We start from the raw sequence: 15545 nt of genomic DNA on the forward strand, positions 1-15545 counted from the left end.
TATCAACCGCAGCGCCGGACAGCCAGCAGGGCATACACCCGGGCAGCTTGCAGTACGTCGGCCAGTACGACGTGCTCGTCCGCCGCATGCGCGTACCGGACGTCACCCGGGCCGTACTGCAACGTCGGAATGCCCACCGCTGCGTACTGCCGCAGGTCCGATCCGTACGGCGCTCCCTGCACCGCCGGCGTCCCCCCAAGAACGTCAGCAACGGCCTGCACCGTGTCAGCAAGCAACGGGTCCCCGTCCGGCAGCATCCCCGACGCGAACTCACCACCCGGCCAACTCACCCGCACCGGGTGCTCCCGCAACCAGTCATCCTTCGCGGACGCGTCCGCCACAGCTGTCTCGAACGCGGCCCGCGCATCCGCAAGAGCTTCACCCAGGCGTACGCCGTACCGGCCCTCCGCCACCAGCCGGTCCGGGACCGTGCTCGCCCAGTCGCCGGCGGCGATCGTGCCGACCGACAGCGGATTCGCCAGGTCGAGGTGGGCGAGGAGCGGATGTGGATCCCGGTTGCGGTCGCGTTCGAGGTCCCGCAGGGCGGCCTGGATCACGGTGAACTTCTCGATCGCGTTCACCCCGCGGCTGCGCGTCGAGCCGTGCGTCGCGAGCCCCGGCACCTCCAGCCGGAACGTCAGCGAGCCCGCGTTCGCCGGGATCACCGTGCCCGCGGTCGGTTCCGCGATCAGGCAGGCGGCGCCGCGATGCCCGCGCCGCAAGGTCGCGAACGTACCGGCGCCGCCGTCCTCCTCGCCGATCACCGTGTGCACGGCCAGCGGTCTCCGCAGTTCGATGCCCGCGGCAACGATCGCGGCGACCGCGCCGAGGATCGCCGCGACACCACCCTTCATGTCACACGTGCCGCGACCCCACATCACGCCGTCCTCGACCCGCGCCTCGAACGCCGTACCCGGCACGACGTCCACATGCCCGTTGAGGATCAGCCCAGGCGTCGCCGTACCACCGAGAACGCCGACGCACCCCCACGCCTCGGCCCGCTCGACCTCCATGCCGGGGAACGCCGGATCGTCCACCGGCAGCTCGAGCGGCCAGTGGTCCACGGTCATCCCGAGCGCCCGCAAGCGCTCGGCACACCACGCCTGTACGTCGACCTCGGCGGCGGTCCCGTCAACGCTCGGGATCCGCACCAGCTCCCGCAGTTCGCCGACGATCCGGTGGTCGTCGACCGCCGCCAGAACGGCCTGCTCAGTCTCGGAATTCACAGCACCTGAATACCACCGATCGGCCGACAAGAACTGACCGATCGCCCGACAGACGGGGCGTCACGTTGCTGACAGCCTTCCGGGAGACGGCCCACTGGGGGTCGGGGGGAAAGGGAAACCGCCATGCACCGCAAGAAGAAGATCATCATCGCCGCAGCCGCAACCCTCGTCATCGGCGCCGGCAGCGCCTTCGCGTACTGGAGCACCACCGGCTCCGGCACCGGCTCGGCGGCGACCGCCGGGGCGAACGGCACCGTCACGCTGCACGCGAGCTTCGCGGCCGGTCTGACGCCGGGCGGCAGCACGCCCGTGACGTTCACGGCGGACAACGCCGGTTCGTCCAGCCTGCAGGTCGGCACGGTGACCTCGGTCGTCACCGCCTCCGGAACCTGTGACGCGACCTGGTTCACCATCGCGCCGGTGGCCGAGAACCAGACCATCGCGGCCGGCGCGTCCGGCGTCCAGCTGGCGACCAAGGGCACGCTGAGCTTCGCCGACACCGCGACCAACCAGGACTCCTGCAAGGGCGCGACGATCACGCTGACGCTGTCCAGCAACTAGTTCGCCGTCGCGGTTTCCCGGGTTCCCGGGCGGGGTGCTTCATCGACCCAGCGCCTCGTCCGGGCCGGGGCCGCAGCAGTTCTCGGGGGGAGTGAGCAACAGATGCGAGGCACGCGTACGGCGCCGCGCCGGGTGATCAGGTTCGTGATCGCCGGGCTGTGCCTGCTGCTCGCCGTGGCCGGCCTGGCGTACGCCACCCAGCCGCCGAAACCAGGCCTGACGCTGGGCCTCACACCGGCCAGCCAGTCCGTGACCCGCGGCCAGTCGGCGACGTACACGATCAGCGTCACCTCGACCGGCGGCTTCACCGGCACGGTGTCACTCACCACCACCGGCCTGCCGAGCGGAGCCTCGTCCACGTTCAGTCCGCCATCGGTGACCCTCACCTCCGGCAGTACGGCGCAGACAACGCTGACCGTGAACACCGCAACCACGACACCGACCGGCTCGTTCACCGTCACGGTCCAGGGCACCAGCGGCAAGGTCAGCGGGTCCGTACCGGCCGGCCTGACCGTCAACGCGCCGCTCTCGAGTTCGCTCGCCTTGTCCGCGACTCCCGCGTCGGTCACCCTCGCACCCGGATCTGTCGCGGTGTACACCCTGCAGCTGATCCGCACGAACTTCCCAGGCCCGATCACCTTCGGCCTGATCGGTGGCCTGCCCGCCGGCGCGACCGCGGTCTTCACACCGAATCCGGCCACCGGCACCTCGTCGACGCTGCAGCTCACCACGCCCGCCTCGGCCGACGACGGCACGTACACGCTCAACCTCGTCGCGTCCGGTACCACCCCGGCCGGACTCACGCAGTACGCGTACGCCTCCGTCCAGCTGGTCCTGCTCACCAGTGGCAAACCGTTCACGATCAGCGGCAACCTGAGTGGCCAGCTGGCCCCGGGCATCTCGCGCCCACTCGACCTGACACTGACCAACCCGAACAAGAAGCCGGTCTCCGTAACGAACCTGACCGTCGCGATCACCTCGATCACGCGCACGCCGTACGCGATCAGCCACAACCAGCCGTGTGGCTCCGCTGACTACAAGATCACGCAGTACTCCGGCACGTACCCGCTGAGCATCCCGGCCAACGCCACTGCGACATTGCCCACCGGCTCCGCCCCGCAGGTCGCCATGCTCGACACCGCGACCAACCAGGACGGCTGCAAGGGCGCCACGATCGCCCTCGCCTACTCAGGCTCCGGACAGGGGAGCTGACCATGACTCGACGCGTCTTGCTCATGCTCGGCATCGTCCTGCTCGTCCTGTCCGGCGGTGGAGTCGCCTGGGCCTTCTGGACCGCGGCCGGCGCCGGCACCGGTAGTGCCACAACAGGCACGCTCGACTCGCCGGCCAACGTCAGCGCGGTGGCTACCGCAGGTCTCGGCACGGTCCAGCTCAACTGGGCTGCATCCGCGCAGGCGACCGGGTACTACGTGACCCGAGTGCGGAACAGCGATAGTACGACGGCCGCCGCGTGCGGCACGTCTCCGGCACAGCCGACGACCGGTACGTCGTGCGCCGACCCGGGTGTGGCCGACGGCACCTACCACTACACGGTGACCGCCGTACTGGCTACTTGGACGGCTACGAGCGCGCCGAGTGCGAACGTCACGGTCAACAACACGCGGCCGTCGGTCACGGTCAACCAGGCCGCCGGCCAGGCCGATCCGACCTCGGCCGCGACGATCAACTTCACCGCTGTGTTCAGCGAGGCGGTGAGCGACTTCACCAGCTCGGACGTGACCGTGTCCCCGGTCGGCGCGACGGCAACGGTCACCGGCAGCGGGACGACGTACAACATCGCCGTCAGCGGACTGACCACCACCGGCACGGTCACCGTGTCGCTCGCCGCTGACGTCGCCCACGACGCGGCAGGTGCCGGCAACACCGCCTCGACCAGCATCGACAACACGGTCCTGTACGACGTGACCGCGCCGGTAGCGCCCGCGCCGAATGCCAGTGCCGCGGTCACCTTCGGCACCTTCGTCGGGAACGAGGTCGTCACCGTGACCGACGCCGCCACCGACGCGAACTCCGCCGTCAAGTCGGTCGCCTACTTCTACTGCGCGGGAGCCACCGGCAACTGCACCAGCGCCACCTGGACCCAGCTCGGCTCGTCGACCGCGGCGACCACCAGCTTCCCGGTCAACTCGGCCGCACCCTTCGCCACCGACGGCCCGTACCGAATCGTCGCCGTCGCAACGGATGCCGCAGGCAACCTCAGCACCCCGAGCGCCGCCACCCAACTGACCGTCGACACCACACCACCAACCGTCTCCCGCCCGACCGTGAACGGACACCAGTGATGACGCTGAAACGAGCCTGGCTGATCGCCTTCACCGCCGTTCTGATCGCTGTGGGCGTCATCAAGGGTCCCGCTGCCTTCGCAGCCGGCGGGCTCAGCGGCGTGACGTTCTCCGGGTCACCTCAGACCGGCGGTGCGACGGCAACCTGGACCGTAGGATTCACGACCAGTTCAGGGCAGGCAGGAGCGCTTGGCGCCGGCGACACGATCACCGTCACCTTCAACTCTGCCTTCGGTGTCAATGGTGTAGCCGTCTCGCCGGGAAGCGGCTTGGCCGGTTGCACCGCGACCGCGTCCACTGCCGGGGCCACCATCACGATCACACTCGCCGGCAGCACCTGCACTCACCTCAAGGGCACCGGTGCAACCCTCAACCTCGCCGGAGTGACGAACGCGGCGCAGGCCGCGTCGTACCCGGCCAGTTCCTTCAGCGTCGCGACAGTTCAGGACGGGTCGGCGTCGCCGGCAGGCCCCGTCGTCATCGGGGTCGGCGCCGCCGCGAAGCTGGCCTTCACCACGGCACCACCCACAACGGGCACGGCCGGATCTCCGCTCGCGACGTTCAAGGTGTCGGTCCAGGATGCCGGCGGCAACACCGTCTCCACGGCGACCGATCCGGTCACGCTCACCGTTGCGAGCGGGCCTTCCGGGGGCACGTTCAGTTCGGCGCCCGCGACGTACACCAACGTGGCGGCGTCTGCTGGAGTCGCGACGTTCACCGGGGTCGCGCTCAATCTGGCGGGAACATACACGCTGACCGCTGCGCGGAGCGGGCTCACGCCGGCGACCAGCGGCGCCGTCGTCATCAGCGCGGCGACGGGGAGCAAGCTGGCGTTCGTCCAGGGGCCGAGCGGCGGGTTCGCCGGTACGGCGCTGGCGCCGGCGATCACGGTGCAAGTACAGGATCAGAACGGCAACGCGGTGTCCGCCGCCGGTGTCGTCGTCACGCTGACGCCGTCGGCCGGGCAGATCGACTCCGGCGCCAGTGCGACGACCAACAGTTCGGGGCGAGCCACCTTCAGCGGTGTCGTGATCAACACAGCCGCTCTCGGTCTCACGCTCACCGCGTCGGCGAGCGGGCTGACCTCGACCGCGGCCTCGGCGTCCTTCAACGTCACTGTCGCGGTCGCCGGCGGGGCCGCGCTGACCGACACGACGTCTGATGGCAGCGGTTCTGGGGTGAAAGCGGTTGCTTACTACTACTGCACCGGCTACTCCGGGACTTGCAGCAGTTCGACGTGGACGTTGATCGGGTCGTCGACCGATGCCGCCACCGGGTACCAGGTGACCTGGACGTCCACACCCACGCCTGGCGCGTACCGGATCGTTGCCACCAGCACCGACAACGTGACCAACCTGAGCCAATCCACCACCGCCACCCCGGTCACCGTCACCAGCTAGCTTTGCGGAACTTTCTCGTCGCATGGTGCGGACTTCTTTCCGAAGTACGGCGGTCCGGTGCGTCGTCCGGCGGATCCTGTCAGGCGCCGAGCAGCTCGAGTAGCCTGCGGCCGCCTCGGTTGACCAGGTCCTGTGAGTACGTCCCGCGATCGTGGACGAACTCTGCCACGGACGCGAACGCCGAGCCCGCGCAGACCGCGACCGCGGCCCGGCCGCTCGCCCGCAGTCCGGCCTCCAGGAACAGTTCGTCGACGCCGGAGGTGGCGCCGTCGCGGGTCGCGGAGGTGGCCAGTGACACCAGGTCGTACGCCCGGGATCCGCTGCCCGCGGCCTCGATGTCGACGATGCCGGTGATCCGGCCGTCCGACGTCAGCAGGTTGCCCATGTTCAGGTCGCCGTGGACGAAGTCGTTCCGGGGCAGTACGTCCTCGCGGTACGGCGCGCACAGCTCGGCGTACCGGCGTACCAGCTCGGACGCCTCGTCGTCGTACCCGAGCACGCGTTCCCACACGCCGTCCCAGCCGTCGAAGACGACACCGTGCGACCAGCCCGACCAGGTCACCTCATGATCCTCGGGGATCAGGTCCCGTTGCAGCTCACAGATCCCGATCACCTCCCGCGCCAGTGCCTCGTCGAGCACCGGCGCGCGGCCGGGGACCAGTTCCTGCAGCTGATAAGGCGATCCGGCCGCGGTCGTGCCGACGGCCAGCCAGGCGGGAGTCGGGTATCCGGCCGCACGGGCCCGGCGGACGAGCTCGGCCGCCCGCCGGACGCGCGGTGCCCACGCCGGGTCGTCGGTCCACTTCAGGACGACGTCGCCGGTCAGCACGTACGCGGTCGACTGCAGACCACCGGTCAGTTGCCGCACGACCCGATAATCGGTGCCCAGGGCAACGTTCAGTTCGGCGACAACCGACTCGGTGGTCTCCATCACGGGGTCAGGCGATGCAGGTCGCGGGGGAACAGCGTGACCTCGCGGACGTTCTCCGCCTTGGTCAGCCGGGCCACGAACCGCTCCAGCCCGATCGCGAACCCGCCGTGCGGCGGCATCCCGTGCCGGAACGCCTGCAGGTACGAGCTGTACGCCGGTGACTCGGCCGACTCGCCGCGCGCCGCGAGAGCCGCGACGTACTCCGAGTACCGGTGCAGCCGCTGCCCGCCGGTGACCAGCTCGACGCCGCGGAACAGCAGGTCGAACGAGTTCGACCAGCGCGGGTCCGACGGCTGCGGATGCGTGTAGAACGGCCGCTTCACCATCGGGTAGCCCTCGACCGCGACGAACTCGCTGCCGTGCTCGCGCAACGCCCACTCGCCGACCGCACGCTCGTCCGCGGGCGCCAGGTCCGGCTCCTCCGGGTCCGCGCCGGCGATCTTCAGCGCCTCGCTGAAGTGCAGGACCGGTACGTCGACCGGGATCTCCGGCACCGTCACGCCGAGCCGCTCCAGCGCGCCGCCCGCCCGCGTTTGCACCGCCGACAGCATCCCGGCGATCGTGGACCGCAGTACGGCGAGCACGTCGCGGTGGTCGGCGACGAACCCGAACTCCGCGTCCAGCGACACGTACTCCGCGAGGTGCCGGACCGTGTCGTGCGGTTCGGCCCGGAACACCGGGCCGACCTCGAAGACCCGCTCGAACACCCCGACCAGCTGCTGCTTGTAGAACTGCGGCGACTGCGCCAGGTACGCCGGCCCGCCGAAGTAGTCGAGCGCGAAGACGTTCGCGCCGGACTCGGTCGCCGTACCGACGATCTTCGGCGTCTGGATCTCCGTGAAGCCCTGACCGTTCAAGGCCTCCCGGAACCCGTGCAGAGCGGCCGCGGCGATCTCCCACCCGGCCCGTACGACGGGATGCCGCAGCGCGACCGGTGCGTTGTCCAGGACGACCGGCAGCCCCGCGCCGACGGTCGGACGCCACAGCTCGATCGGCGGCGTCTCTGCGGGCTCGGTCAACGGCGTGATCACCGGGTCGACGATCTCCGCGCCACCGGGAGCCTGCGCGTTCGCGGCGACCGTACCGGTCACCTCGACAACAGTTTCCTCGGTCAACGAGTCCAGCTGTTCGGGAGCACCCTTCACGACGATCTGGGCCAGGCCGGACCGGTCGCGCAGGATCAGGAAGCTGACGGCGGCGAGCCGTCGTCTTCGGTGCACCCAGCCGGCCACCGTGACGGTCTGGCCCACTGCTGAGGGGATCTCATGGCTGAGAATGCGCATTGCTGTTTCACCTCCAGGTCATTTCTCGAACCCCGGAGGTGTGGGCGAAGGGGAATCTCGCGGTGCCACCACACCTTCACCGGACCTGACAGGCCCGGCCTCTTGCATAGCAGTCGCTCGGGAGTGTCTTCGCCACCGCCGCACGCATCGCCTTCCCAGCTACCGGCGACTCTCTCGGACGTGCGGTACGGCGCTACTCGGTTCCGTCAGCGCGAACAGCAACCAGCATAAGGGACCGCGGCAACCCGAATTTCACCGGCGCGACTGCGTCGGCGGGATCTGCACGCTGTCGGTGTCCTCCCGGCCGCCGACCCGCGCGTGCACGGTGATCGCGTTGTCCGAGCCGTTGCCCGGGAAGAACGCGTTCCACTCCGAGTTCAGCGGCTTCTTGTAGTTGTCCGTCCAGCAGGTCGCGCGCCGGATGTCGCTGGTCCGGTCACAGGTCCAGCCGAGGTCGAACGACGGCAGGAACACCAGGTTGCGTCCCCACGAGATGTCGAGCTCGACCCGCTGCCCCTGCGCACCGTTGACCTTCAGGAACCTGTTGTAGACAAAGGGATTCGGGTCCTGGCCGGGCGTCGGCGTGATGATCTGCAGCAGCGACTCGTCCTGCCGGATGGCGGGCAGCACCTCGGAGTCGGTGTCGCTGACCAGGTCCGCCTGCGCGGCCACCGTGAACGTCCGCTCGGCCGCCGACGACTTGTCCGGTACGTCGAAGTCCGCTGCCAGCGGAGCCGGCTTGTCCGGGTTGGACGCCGTACACGTCGAGGTCGCCTGCGAGCACGTCCAGCCGGCCGGGTTCGCCGCGATCGGCCACTCCAGTGCCTTGCCGTAGGTGATCTTCAGCGTCACCTTGGTCCGGTTGGCGCGCGGGGCGACGGTGAGGATCCGGTGGTGCACGTCCGGGTCGGCCTTGCCGTCGAGGATCTTCAGCAGGTTCTCGTCGGTGCTCGCCTTCGGCTCCACGGTCGCCGCGTCGGAGTCGTACAGCCGGCCGGTCTTGGCGCTGACCGTGAACGTGCGGTCCGCGGCCGAGCCGCCGGTCGGGGCGTCGAACGTCACCGACATCGGCTGCGGGTTCGCGGAGTTGGCCGCCGTACAGCTGCCGGTCGACTTCACACACGTCCAGCCCGGCGGGTTCGTGCCCAGCGGCCACTCGAGCTCCGCGCCGTACGTGAGCTGAATCACCACTGGATTCGGGTTCTTCGCCGGCGGCTTGATCGTAATCACAAACCGCACCCCAGACCCCGCCGCCTTCGCGGCGCCGGCCCGCGGCGTGCCATCGGCCGGCTGCAACGCAGGCGCCCCTCCGCCCTGTCCCGCCGCGGGCGCACCGCCCTGCTGCGCCGCGGGCGCCCCTCCGCCCTGTCCGGCGGCAGGCACGCCCGCACCCTGCCGCGCCGCCGGCATACCTCCGCCCTGCCGCGTCGTCGGCGCGCCGCCGCTGCGCGGGATGCTGATGGTCACCATGCCGGGGTAGTGGATCGGCGTGGTGGGCGTCGGCTTCGGGGGTGTCGGCTTGGTTGGTGGTGGGGTCGGGGCCGTGGTGGTCTGCGTCGGTGTCGGGGTGGGCGTCGGTGTGCTCGGCGCAGTGGTGGGCGCCGAGGTCGGAGCGGTTGTCGGGTTGGACGCCGGCGGCTGCGTGGGCTGTGTGGCCGGCGGCTTCGCGGTCGGTTTGACCGGTGGTTTGACCGGCGGCTGCGTCGGATTGTTCGTCGGGTTCGCCGGCGGGACCGTCGGCTGGGACGGCTGCGAGGGCTGGTCGATCGCGGCCGGTGGCGTGTGGTTGCCGGTCAGCGCCATCGCCGCGAGCGCCGCGGCGACCGCGACCACCACGACCGCACCGCCGGCGACGGCGGTCCGGGTGCTGTTCTCGGTGACCTTCTTCCAGCCGGTGACGACGAAGCCGACCAGCCCGATCTTCGCGCCGGAGGCGGCGGCCAGGTAGCCGAGGCCCGCGGTGCCCAGCAGGGCCGGGGCGAGCAGCGCCGGCAGCGCGCTGTTGACCTCGACGAGCTCGAGGTACACCGCGGTGCACTTCGCGCACTCGTCCAGGTGCTCGCGGACGTTCTTGTTCTCGCGCTTGGTCAGGCCGCCGCGGACGTACGCCCCGAGGCGCTCGGTCGTCCAGCGGCAACGGTCCCCGGCGACGTCGGCCAGGTGCTGCTGCAGGTACGCCTGCCGCAGGCCCTCGCGGGCGCGGTACGCCAGCGCGGACACGCCGTTCGCGGTCAGGCCGAGCAGCGGCGCGATCGCGGCCGGCTTCTCGCCCTCGACCTCGGTGTGCCAGAGCACCGCCTGCCAGCGCTCCGGCAGACTCGCGAACGCCTTCGCCGCCGCGCCGCTCTCGAACCCGGTCACGGTCGGGTCGTCGAACGTCTCCGGCTCCCGCTCGTACGACGCGATGTCGTCGGTGGACTGCACCTTCTTACCGGAGCGGATCCGGTCGACGTGCACCCGCCGTACGGTCGTCAGCAGATAGGCGCGGAAGGAGACGTCCGGGCCGCCGCCCGCGCGCAGCGCGTCCAGCACCTTCGCGAACGCGTCACTGGCCAGGTCGTCGGCGTCGTTGGCCGGCACCAGCTGGCGAGCCATCCGCTCGGCCGCGTGGTGGTGCCGCGCGTACAGCTCGCCGTACGCCTCCAGGTCGCCGTTGCGGACGCGCGCGATGAACTCGGCGTCACTCGGACCCTCTGGCGTCTCCATCCATCTCCCCGCTAACTCTGTGTACGACGACGTGACGGATCGTCACGTACCGCCGGAGACAAGGCTCCCACGTAGGACGGCTCTGTGCATCATCCATGACGCGGAAACTGTGCCTCTTTCCTTACGACACCGCCAGTGCAGAAGTTACGCCAAAAAAATTTCTGGAAATCCGCGTCATGAACTCATCCGGCCGCTGTCTCTTCGGCGTACGACGCTTCCGGCCGACCGGTCGGGAGACTGACGGGGCTAGTTGAGGAGGACCATGTCGCTGTTCGCGGACATCCGTCGACGGTTCGACCTGCGTCCGGCCAAGTCCCTGAACCTGGCGGGGTCGCCCGCCCGGATCGCGCCGGAGGCGTCGTCCACCGCACCACCGAGCGGGCGGAGGGAACCGCTCGGCACAGCTGGTACCGACCACAGCGCCTATCTCGCGATCGCGGAGGCGCTCCGTGACGGTGCCGATGTCGTGCCTGCGTCGGACGAGACCGGACGCCGCCTCGCGGCCGACGGAGTCTCGCTGGTGGAGGCACTTGATGGGCTGAGTGCGCTGTACCGCTCGATCGCGGGGGGCGAGCCCGCTTTCGCCGCGGTACGCGCACTCAGTTCCAGCTGGGCCGAGGCATCTCTTGTCTACCTGCACTCGCTGTCCTGCGAGGACCCGCTGACCGGGCTGTCCAGCCTGGCGCACCTGCGGTCCCGGCTCGGAGAGCTCTACCGAGAGGCGGAATTCCGTGGAACTTCCGTACCGCAAACCCACGCACTGGTGGTTGTCGAACCGCTCACTGCGGAAGGCACATCGCCGTTCGACCGCGAGCTCCGGCTCGTCGACGTCGCGGAATGCCTGCGGATCGTCTTCTGCGGCGGTGACGTACTGGGCCGCGTCGGCTCACGCCGCGCGGCGGCGCTCGTCGGCCGCGAGCCGAACCTGCCGGAGCAGGTCGCGACGGTACGAGCCCTGATCACCCAGTGGCGGCTGGACGCCGACGTACCGCAGCTGGCCCGGATCTGGATCGAGGGCCTGCCCGGTAGCGACGCGATGGCCGGGAGGCTCCTCGACGAGCTGGCCAGAACCTGAGACCTGCGTCCGGCCGCCAACAGGGGGGCGGCCGGGCGCACTTTGACCGGCGGCGGATCGCCTAACACGGGGTGGGCGATCCGCCGCCGCTTGCCGTCAGCAACCGTTCGACGAGCTCGGCGTACCCGATCCCGGCGCCCTTCGCGGCGACCGGGACGAGGCTGCCCGGTGTGAGACCGGGGAGTGCGTTGACCTCCAGGCAGTACGGCGTACCGGACGCGTCGCAGCGGAAGTCGGCCCGGGAGTACGTCGTACCGAACCCGAGTGCCCGGTGTGCGCGGAGCGCGAGCTCCTGCAACTGCTCCGCGAAGTGCGTGGGGATGTCGGCGGGGCAGACCTCGCGGACCGCGCCAGGCTGGTACTTCGCCTCGTAGTCGAACACCGGCGTGGTCAGTTCGATCTCGACCACGGGCAGGGTCGTCGCACCGATCACCGCGACGGTGAACTCGCGACCGCTCAGGAACGGCTCGACCAGCACCTCGCCGTCGGCGCGCAACTCCTCCAGCGCATCGACCTTGCGTACGGCGACACTCGACCCGTCGGCGACCGGCTTCACCACCACCGGTCCGCGGGCGAGCAGATCCTTGACCGCGACCGGCGGCTCGGGCTGCTCCGCCGCGTTGTAGAGCACGCGCGGCGGCACCGGAATCCCGGCCGCCTCGAGTACCGCCTGGCTCCGGCCCTTGTGCCAGGCAACCGCACAGACGTCGTGGCCCGCTCCGGTGAACGGAACTCCGGCCAGCTCGAGCAGCGCCTGGACGTGACCATCCTCACCCCAGCCACCGTGCAGCGCGACGAACACCCGATCGGCCCGCCGAAGCTCCTCCAGGACACGCCCACCGGTCAAAGCGGCGTACATCCGCTCCCTGAGGGCGGCCCGCTCCGCCGCCGACGGTGGCACGGACGGTACGGGTACGGCGGCATCGTCGACGGACACGCGCTCCGCCAGCACCGGCTCCGGCGCCGCCGGGTCGATCAGCATCGCCTGGTGGCCGCGCTCGGTCAGCGCCTTCGCGACCGCCCAGCCGGACGACCGGGACACGTCCCGCTCGGAGCTCTCCCCGCCGCAGAGGACCACGACTCGCATGACGTCTCCTTACTGCTCGTAGCTGTCGAGGAACCGGCCGATCCGGCGGATCGCCACCTCCAGGTCACCAGCTTCGGGCAGCGTCACGATCCGGACGTGATCGGGGTCCGGCCAGTTGAAGCCGGTGCCCTGGACGATGTGGATCTTCTCCCGGAGCAGCAGGTCGAGCACGAACCGCTCGTCGTCCTTGATCCGGTGCACCTCCGGATCGATCCGCGGGAACGCGTACAACCCGCCCAGCGGTTTGACGCAGGACACGCCGGGAAGTTCGTTCAGCGTCTGCCAGGCGGTCGTCCGCTGCACCTCGAGCCGGCCGCCGGGGCGGACCAGTTCGTCGATCGTGTTGTCGCTCAAAGCGGCCTCGATCACGTGCTGGGCGAGCGCGTTCGGGCAGAGCCGCATTCCGGCCAGCATGGTGAGGCCTTCGAGGTAGCTGGCCGCGGCCGCGCGGGGACCGGAGACGATCAGCCAGCCGGCCCGGAAGCCCGCGATCCGGTGGCTCTTCGACAGCCCGCCGAACGTCAGGCAGACCAGGTCGGGAGCCAGCGCGGCGAAGTGGTGGTGCGTCGCGCCGTCGTACACGATCCGCTCGTAGATCTCGTCGCTGAAGACCATCAGTTCGTGCTTGCGGGCCAGCTCGGCGATCTGCCGCAGGACGTCGGGGGAGTAGACCGCGCCGGTCGGGTTGTTCGGGTTGATCACCACAATCGCCTTCGTCCGCGGGGTGATCTTCGCCTCGAGGTCGGCGAGGTCGGGCTGCCAGCCGGAGTCCTCGTCGCAGCGGTAGTGCACCGGGACGCCGCCGGCGAAGCGGGTGACCGCGGTCCAGAGCGGGTAGTCGGGGCTCGGGATCAGTACCTCGTCGCCGGTGTCGACCAGCGCCTGGATCGCCATCCCGGCCAGCTCGGACACCCCGTTGCCGAGATACACCGAGCGCTCGTCGATGCCCTGGAAGCCGCGGTCGGCGTAGTACGCCGCCACCGCCTGCCGGGCCGAGCTGATGCCGCGGGCGTCGGTGTAGCCGTGGGCCTGCGGGAGCCGGGCGATCAGGTCCGCGAGGACCGCGTCCGGAGCGGCGAACCCGAACGGTGCCGGGTTGCCGATGTTCAGCCGGAGGATGCTGTGGCCGGCGGCCTCGAGTGCGTTGGCCTGCTCGACCACCGGGCCGCGGATCTCGTAGCACACGCCGGTCAGCTTGGTGGACTGCCTGAACTCCATGGACCGCATCGTACTTGGTTATTCCAAGTACGTGCTTGGGAGGTCCAAGCTATGGTGGACGGCATGCCTCGCCGGAGCTATGCGCAGTACGACGCCGTCGCCCGTGGTCTCGACGTGATCGGCGAACGTTGGACGCTGCTGATCGTCCGGGAGTTGGCCTTCGGCCCGCGGCGGTACACGGATCTGCACGCCGACCTGCCCGGGATCAGTACCGACGTACTCGCGGCCCGCCTGAAGGAGCTGGAGGCCGACGGGGTCGTCGAGCGGCGGAACTTCGCGCCGGCCGCACCCGTCCGGGTCTACGACCTGACCGATCGCGGGCGCGAACTGGTGCCGGTGGTGACGGCGCTGGCCGCGTGGGGGAGTCCGCTGCTGGCGGCGCACCAGGAGACGGACGCGGTCCGGCACCACTGGTACCTGCTTCCGCTGGCCGCGCTGGTGCGGGACCTGGGCGGGGTGGTCGAGCTGCGGGTCGAGGGGAGCAGTTGCCGGATCGACCTGGCGTCGATGACCGTCGTACCGGAGGCTGTGCCGGATGCCGTGGTGACGATCCCGGCGAAGGCCGCCGACGAACTGCTGGCCGGCCGGACAACGCTGGCCGCCGCGATCGACGACGGCCAGGTGACCGTTCAGGACTCCTGAACCGCCGGCACCGCTTCCGCCTGCGGCTCCAGGTGGACGCGAACAGGCTGCCGACCGGCGGCTGGTTTCCGATGCCCGCGGCAACGGCCTGCGGTACGCCGTGCGCGTGCAGGCCGTCGGTCAGCGTCCGCGACGGTTACGGCACGACTACGACGACCGGGGCGTCCTTGCGGCAGGTGAGCCGGTGACCGAGGGAGCCGGTCAGCCGGTGCCAGCGCTTCGCCGACCGGCCGACCACGACCAGCCGCGCGTCAACCTCCCGGGCGACGTCGGACAGGGTTCCGAGCGCGTCGCCGAACTCACTCACGAAGCTCAGCTGTACGCCGACTTCCTGCGCGCGGCGTTCCGCCTCCGCCTCGATCTCGGCGGCCAGTTGCCGGCGGTTCTCCTGTGCGGCGCCGTAGTCGTACGGAACGCCGAGGGCGGCGGTGGGATCGGCGTACGGCATCACGTAGACCGCGACCAGGCGGCCGTTGGTGCGCAGCGCCTCGCCGGCCGCCCAGGCGAAGGCGTCCCAGCTGGTGCCGGAACCGTCCAGGCCGACGACGATCGCCGGTTCTCCTAGATGACGGTTTTGCGGGAGGGGAGTGCGCCGGGCTTCGGCGTCGTAGTTCATGTGGTCACCTCTTCGGCAACGGGGTACGGCTGTCCTGGTCCTCGCCGGCCAGCTGGATCAGGCGGAGGAGTGCGGGGGTGGCGTCGTGCAGGGCGGCGGCGTCCTGGTCGTCGAGCTTGTCGATCAGGTCGGCGATCGTGACCGCGCCCTCGGCCCGCATGTCGCGGAGTCGGCGACTGCCGGCGGCGGTGATCGCGACGAGCACGACCCGCGCGTCGGCGGCGTCCCGGCGGCGCTCGGCCAGGCCCTGGTCGGCGAGCTGGGTCACCAGCGCGGTCATCGACGGCTGGGTCACCTCTTCGCTGACGGCCAGGTCGGTCAGCCGCCGCGGGCCGGTGCGCTCCAGTGTTGACAGCACCGACGCCGCGGTCAGGCTCAGCGTCCGCGGCCGGCGCCGGATCGCGACCGTGGCCAGCCCGAACAGCGCCTCGCCGATCGTGGCGGTCCGAGTACTCATACGATAAGTATAGGCACAGTTATATAGATCGGACTATGTG

Annotated in this window: 14 protein-coding genes; 6 read left to right on the plus strand and 8 right to left on the minus strand. The window is 70.3% G+C overall.

The annotated features are described in order from the left end of the window. Positions 1-2: 2 nt before the first annotated feature. Positions 3-1226 carry an ArgE/DapE family deacylase gene (locus tag ACFV9C_RS16630; protein WP_380194471.1) on the minus strand — a complete coding sequence of 408 codons (1224 nt, stop codon included), beginning with the start codon at positions 1224-1226 and terminating at the stop codon, positions 3-5. A 123-nt stretch (positions 1227-1349) separates the two neighbouring features. Between ACFV9C_RS16630 and ACFV9C_RS16635 the strand changes: the two genes are divergently transcribed. The 4 genes from ACFV9C_RS16635 (at position 1350) to ACFV9C_RS16650 (ending at position 5490) form a co-directional block, all read left to right on the plus strand. Next, a complete protein-coding gene (locus tag ACFV9C_RS16635; protein ID WP_380194472.1) occupies positions 1350-1787 on the plus strand; it encodes a hypothetical protein in 438 nt (145 codons plus the stop codon). A 102-nt stretch (positions 1788-1889) separates the two neighbouring features. Further along, positions 1890-2999, plus strand: coding sequence for a hypothetical protein (locus tag ACFV9C_RS16640; protein WP_380194474.1), 1110 nt, complete (start codon positions 1890-1892; stop codon positions 2997-2999). Between the two features lie 2 nt (positions 3000-3001). Further along, complete coding sequence (locus tag ACFV9C_RS16645; RefSeq protein ID WP_380194476.1) at positions 3002-4090, plus strand: hypothetical protein; 1089 nt, start codon at positions 3002-3004, stop codon at positions 4088-4090. Beyond that, positions 4090-5490, plus strand: a complete 1401-nt coding sequence (locus ACFV9C_RS16650; protein WP_380194478.1) for a hypothetical protein — start codon at positions 4090-4092, stop codon at positions 5488-5490. The genes ACFV9C_RS16645 and ACFV9C_RS16650 overlap by 1 nt, the downstream gene beginning before the upstream one ends. Before the next feature lie 79 nt (positions 5491-5569). Here ACFV9C_RS16650 and ACFV9C_RS16655 read toward each other — a convergent pair whose 3' ends face one another. The 3 genes from ACFV9C_RS16655 to ACFV9C_RS16665 all read right to left on the minus strand — a co-directional run bounded on the left by ACFV9C_RS16655 (position 5570) and on the right by ACFV9C_RS16665 (position 10410). Further along, positions 5570-6421, minus strand: coding sequence for a phosphotransferase family protein (locus ACFV9C_RS16655; protein WP_380194593.1), 852 nt, complete (start codon positions 6419-6421; stop codon positions 5570-5572). Continuing rightward, complete coding sequence (gene aspS / locus ACFV9C_RS16660; protein ID WP_380194480.1) at positions 6421-7704, minus strand: aspartate--tRNA(Asn) ligase; 1284 nt, start codon at positions 7702-7704, stop codon at positions 6421-6423. Before aspS ends, ACFV9C_RS16655 begins: the two co-directional genes overlap by 1 nt. A gap of 252 nt (positions 7705-7956) precedes the next feature. Then, on the minus strand, positions 7957-10410 hold the full coding sequence (locus ACFV9C_RS16665) for a sigma-70 family RNA polymerase sigma factor (RefSeq protein WP_380194481.1): 2454 nt from the start codon (positions 10408-10410) through the stop codon (positions 7957-7959). A 262-nt stretch (positions 10411-10672) separates the two neighbouring features. Here ACFV9C_RS16665 and ACFV9C_RS16670 point away from each other — a divergent pair, with 262 nt between their 5' ends. Further along, positions 10673-11485 carry a hypothetical protein gene (locus ACFV9C_RS16670; protein WP_380194483.1) on the plus strand — a complete coding sequence of 271 codons (813 nt, stop codon included), beginning with the start codon at positions 10673-10675 and terminating at the stop codon, positions 11483-11485. A 61-nt stretch (positions 11486-11546) separates the two neighbouring features. Here the strand turns inward: ACFV9C_RS16670 and ACFV9C_RS16675 are convergent, their stop codons facing one another. After that, positions 11547-12572, minus strand: a complete 1026-nt coding sequence (locus ACFV9C_RS16675) for an ATP-grasp domain-containing protein (RefSeq protein WP_380194484.1) — start codon at positions 12570-12572, stop codon at positions 11547-11549. Positions 12573-12581: 9 nt separating this feature from the next. After that, on the minus strand, positions 12582-13790 hold the full coding sequence (locus tag ACFV9C_RS16680; protein ID WP_380194485.1) for a pyridoxal phosphate-dependent aminotransferase: 1209 nt from the start codon (positions 13788-13790) through the stop codon (positions 12582-12584). Between the two features lie 63 nt (positions 13791-13853). Here ACFV9C_RS16680 and ACFV9C_RS16685 point away from each other — a divergent pair, with 63 nt between their 5' ends. Continuing rightward, a complete protein-coding gene (locus ACFV9C_RS16685; RefSeq protein WP_380194486.1) occupies positions 13854-14432 on the plus strand; it encodes a winged helix-turn-helix transcriptional regulator in 579 nt (192 codons plus the stop codon). Positions 14433-14568: 136 nt separating this feature from the next. Here ACFV9C_RS16685 and ACFV9C_RS16690 read toward each other — a convergent pair whose 3' ends face one another. Continuing rightward, entirely contained in the window at positions 14569-15048 is a 480-nt protein-coding gene (locus ACFV9C_RS16690; RefSeq protein ID WP_380194488.1) for a universal stress protein, read from the minus strand. Between the two features lie 4 nt (positions 15049-15052). Further along, positions 15053-15505 (minus strand): MarR family winged helix-turn-helix transcriptional regulator, encoded by a 453-nt coding sequence (locus ACFV9C_RS16695; protein ID WP_380194490.1) that lies wholly within the window; start codon positions 15503-15505, stop codon positions 15053-15055. Between the last annotated feature and the right edge of the window lie 40 nt (positions 15506-15545).

The sequence above is a fragment of the Kribbella sp. NPDC059898 genome (assembly GCF_042730855.1).
Taxonomy (GTDB): domain Bacteria; phylum Actinomycetota; class Actinomycetes; order Propionibacteriales; family Kribbellaceae; genus Kribbella.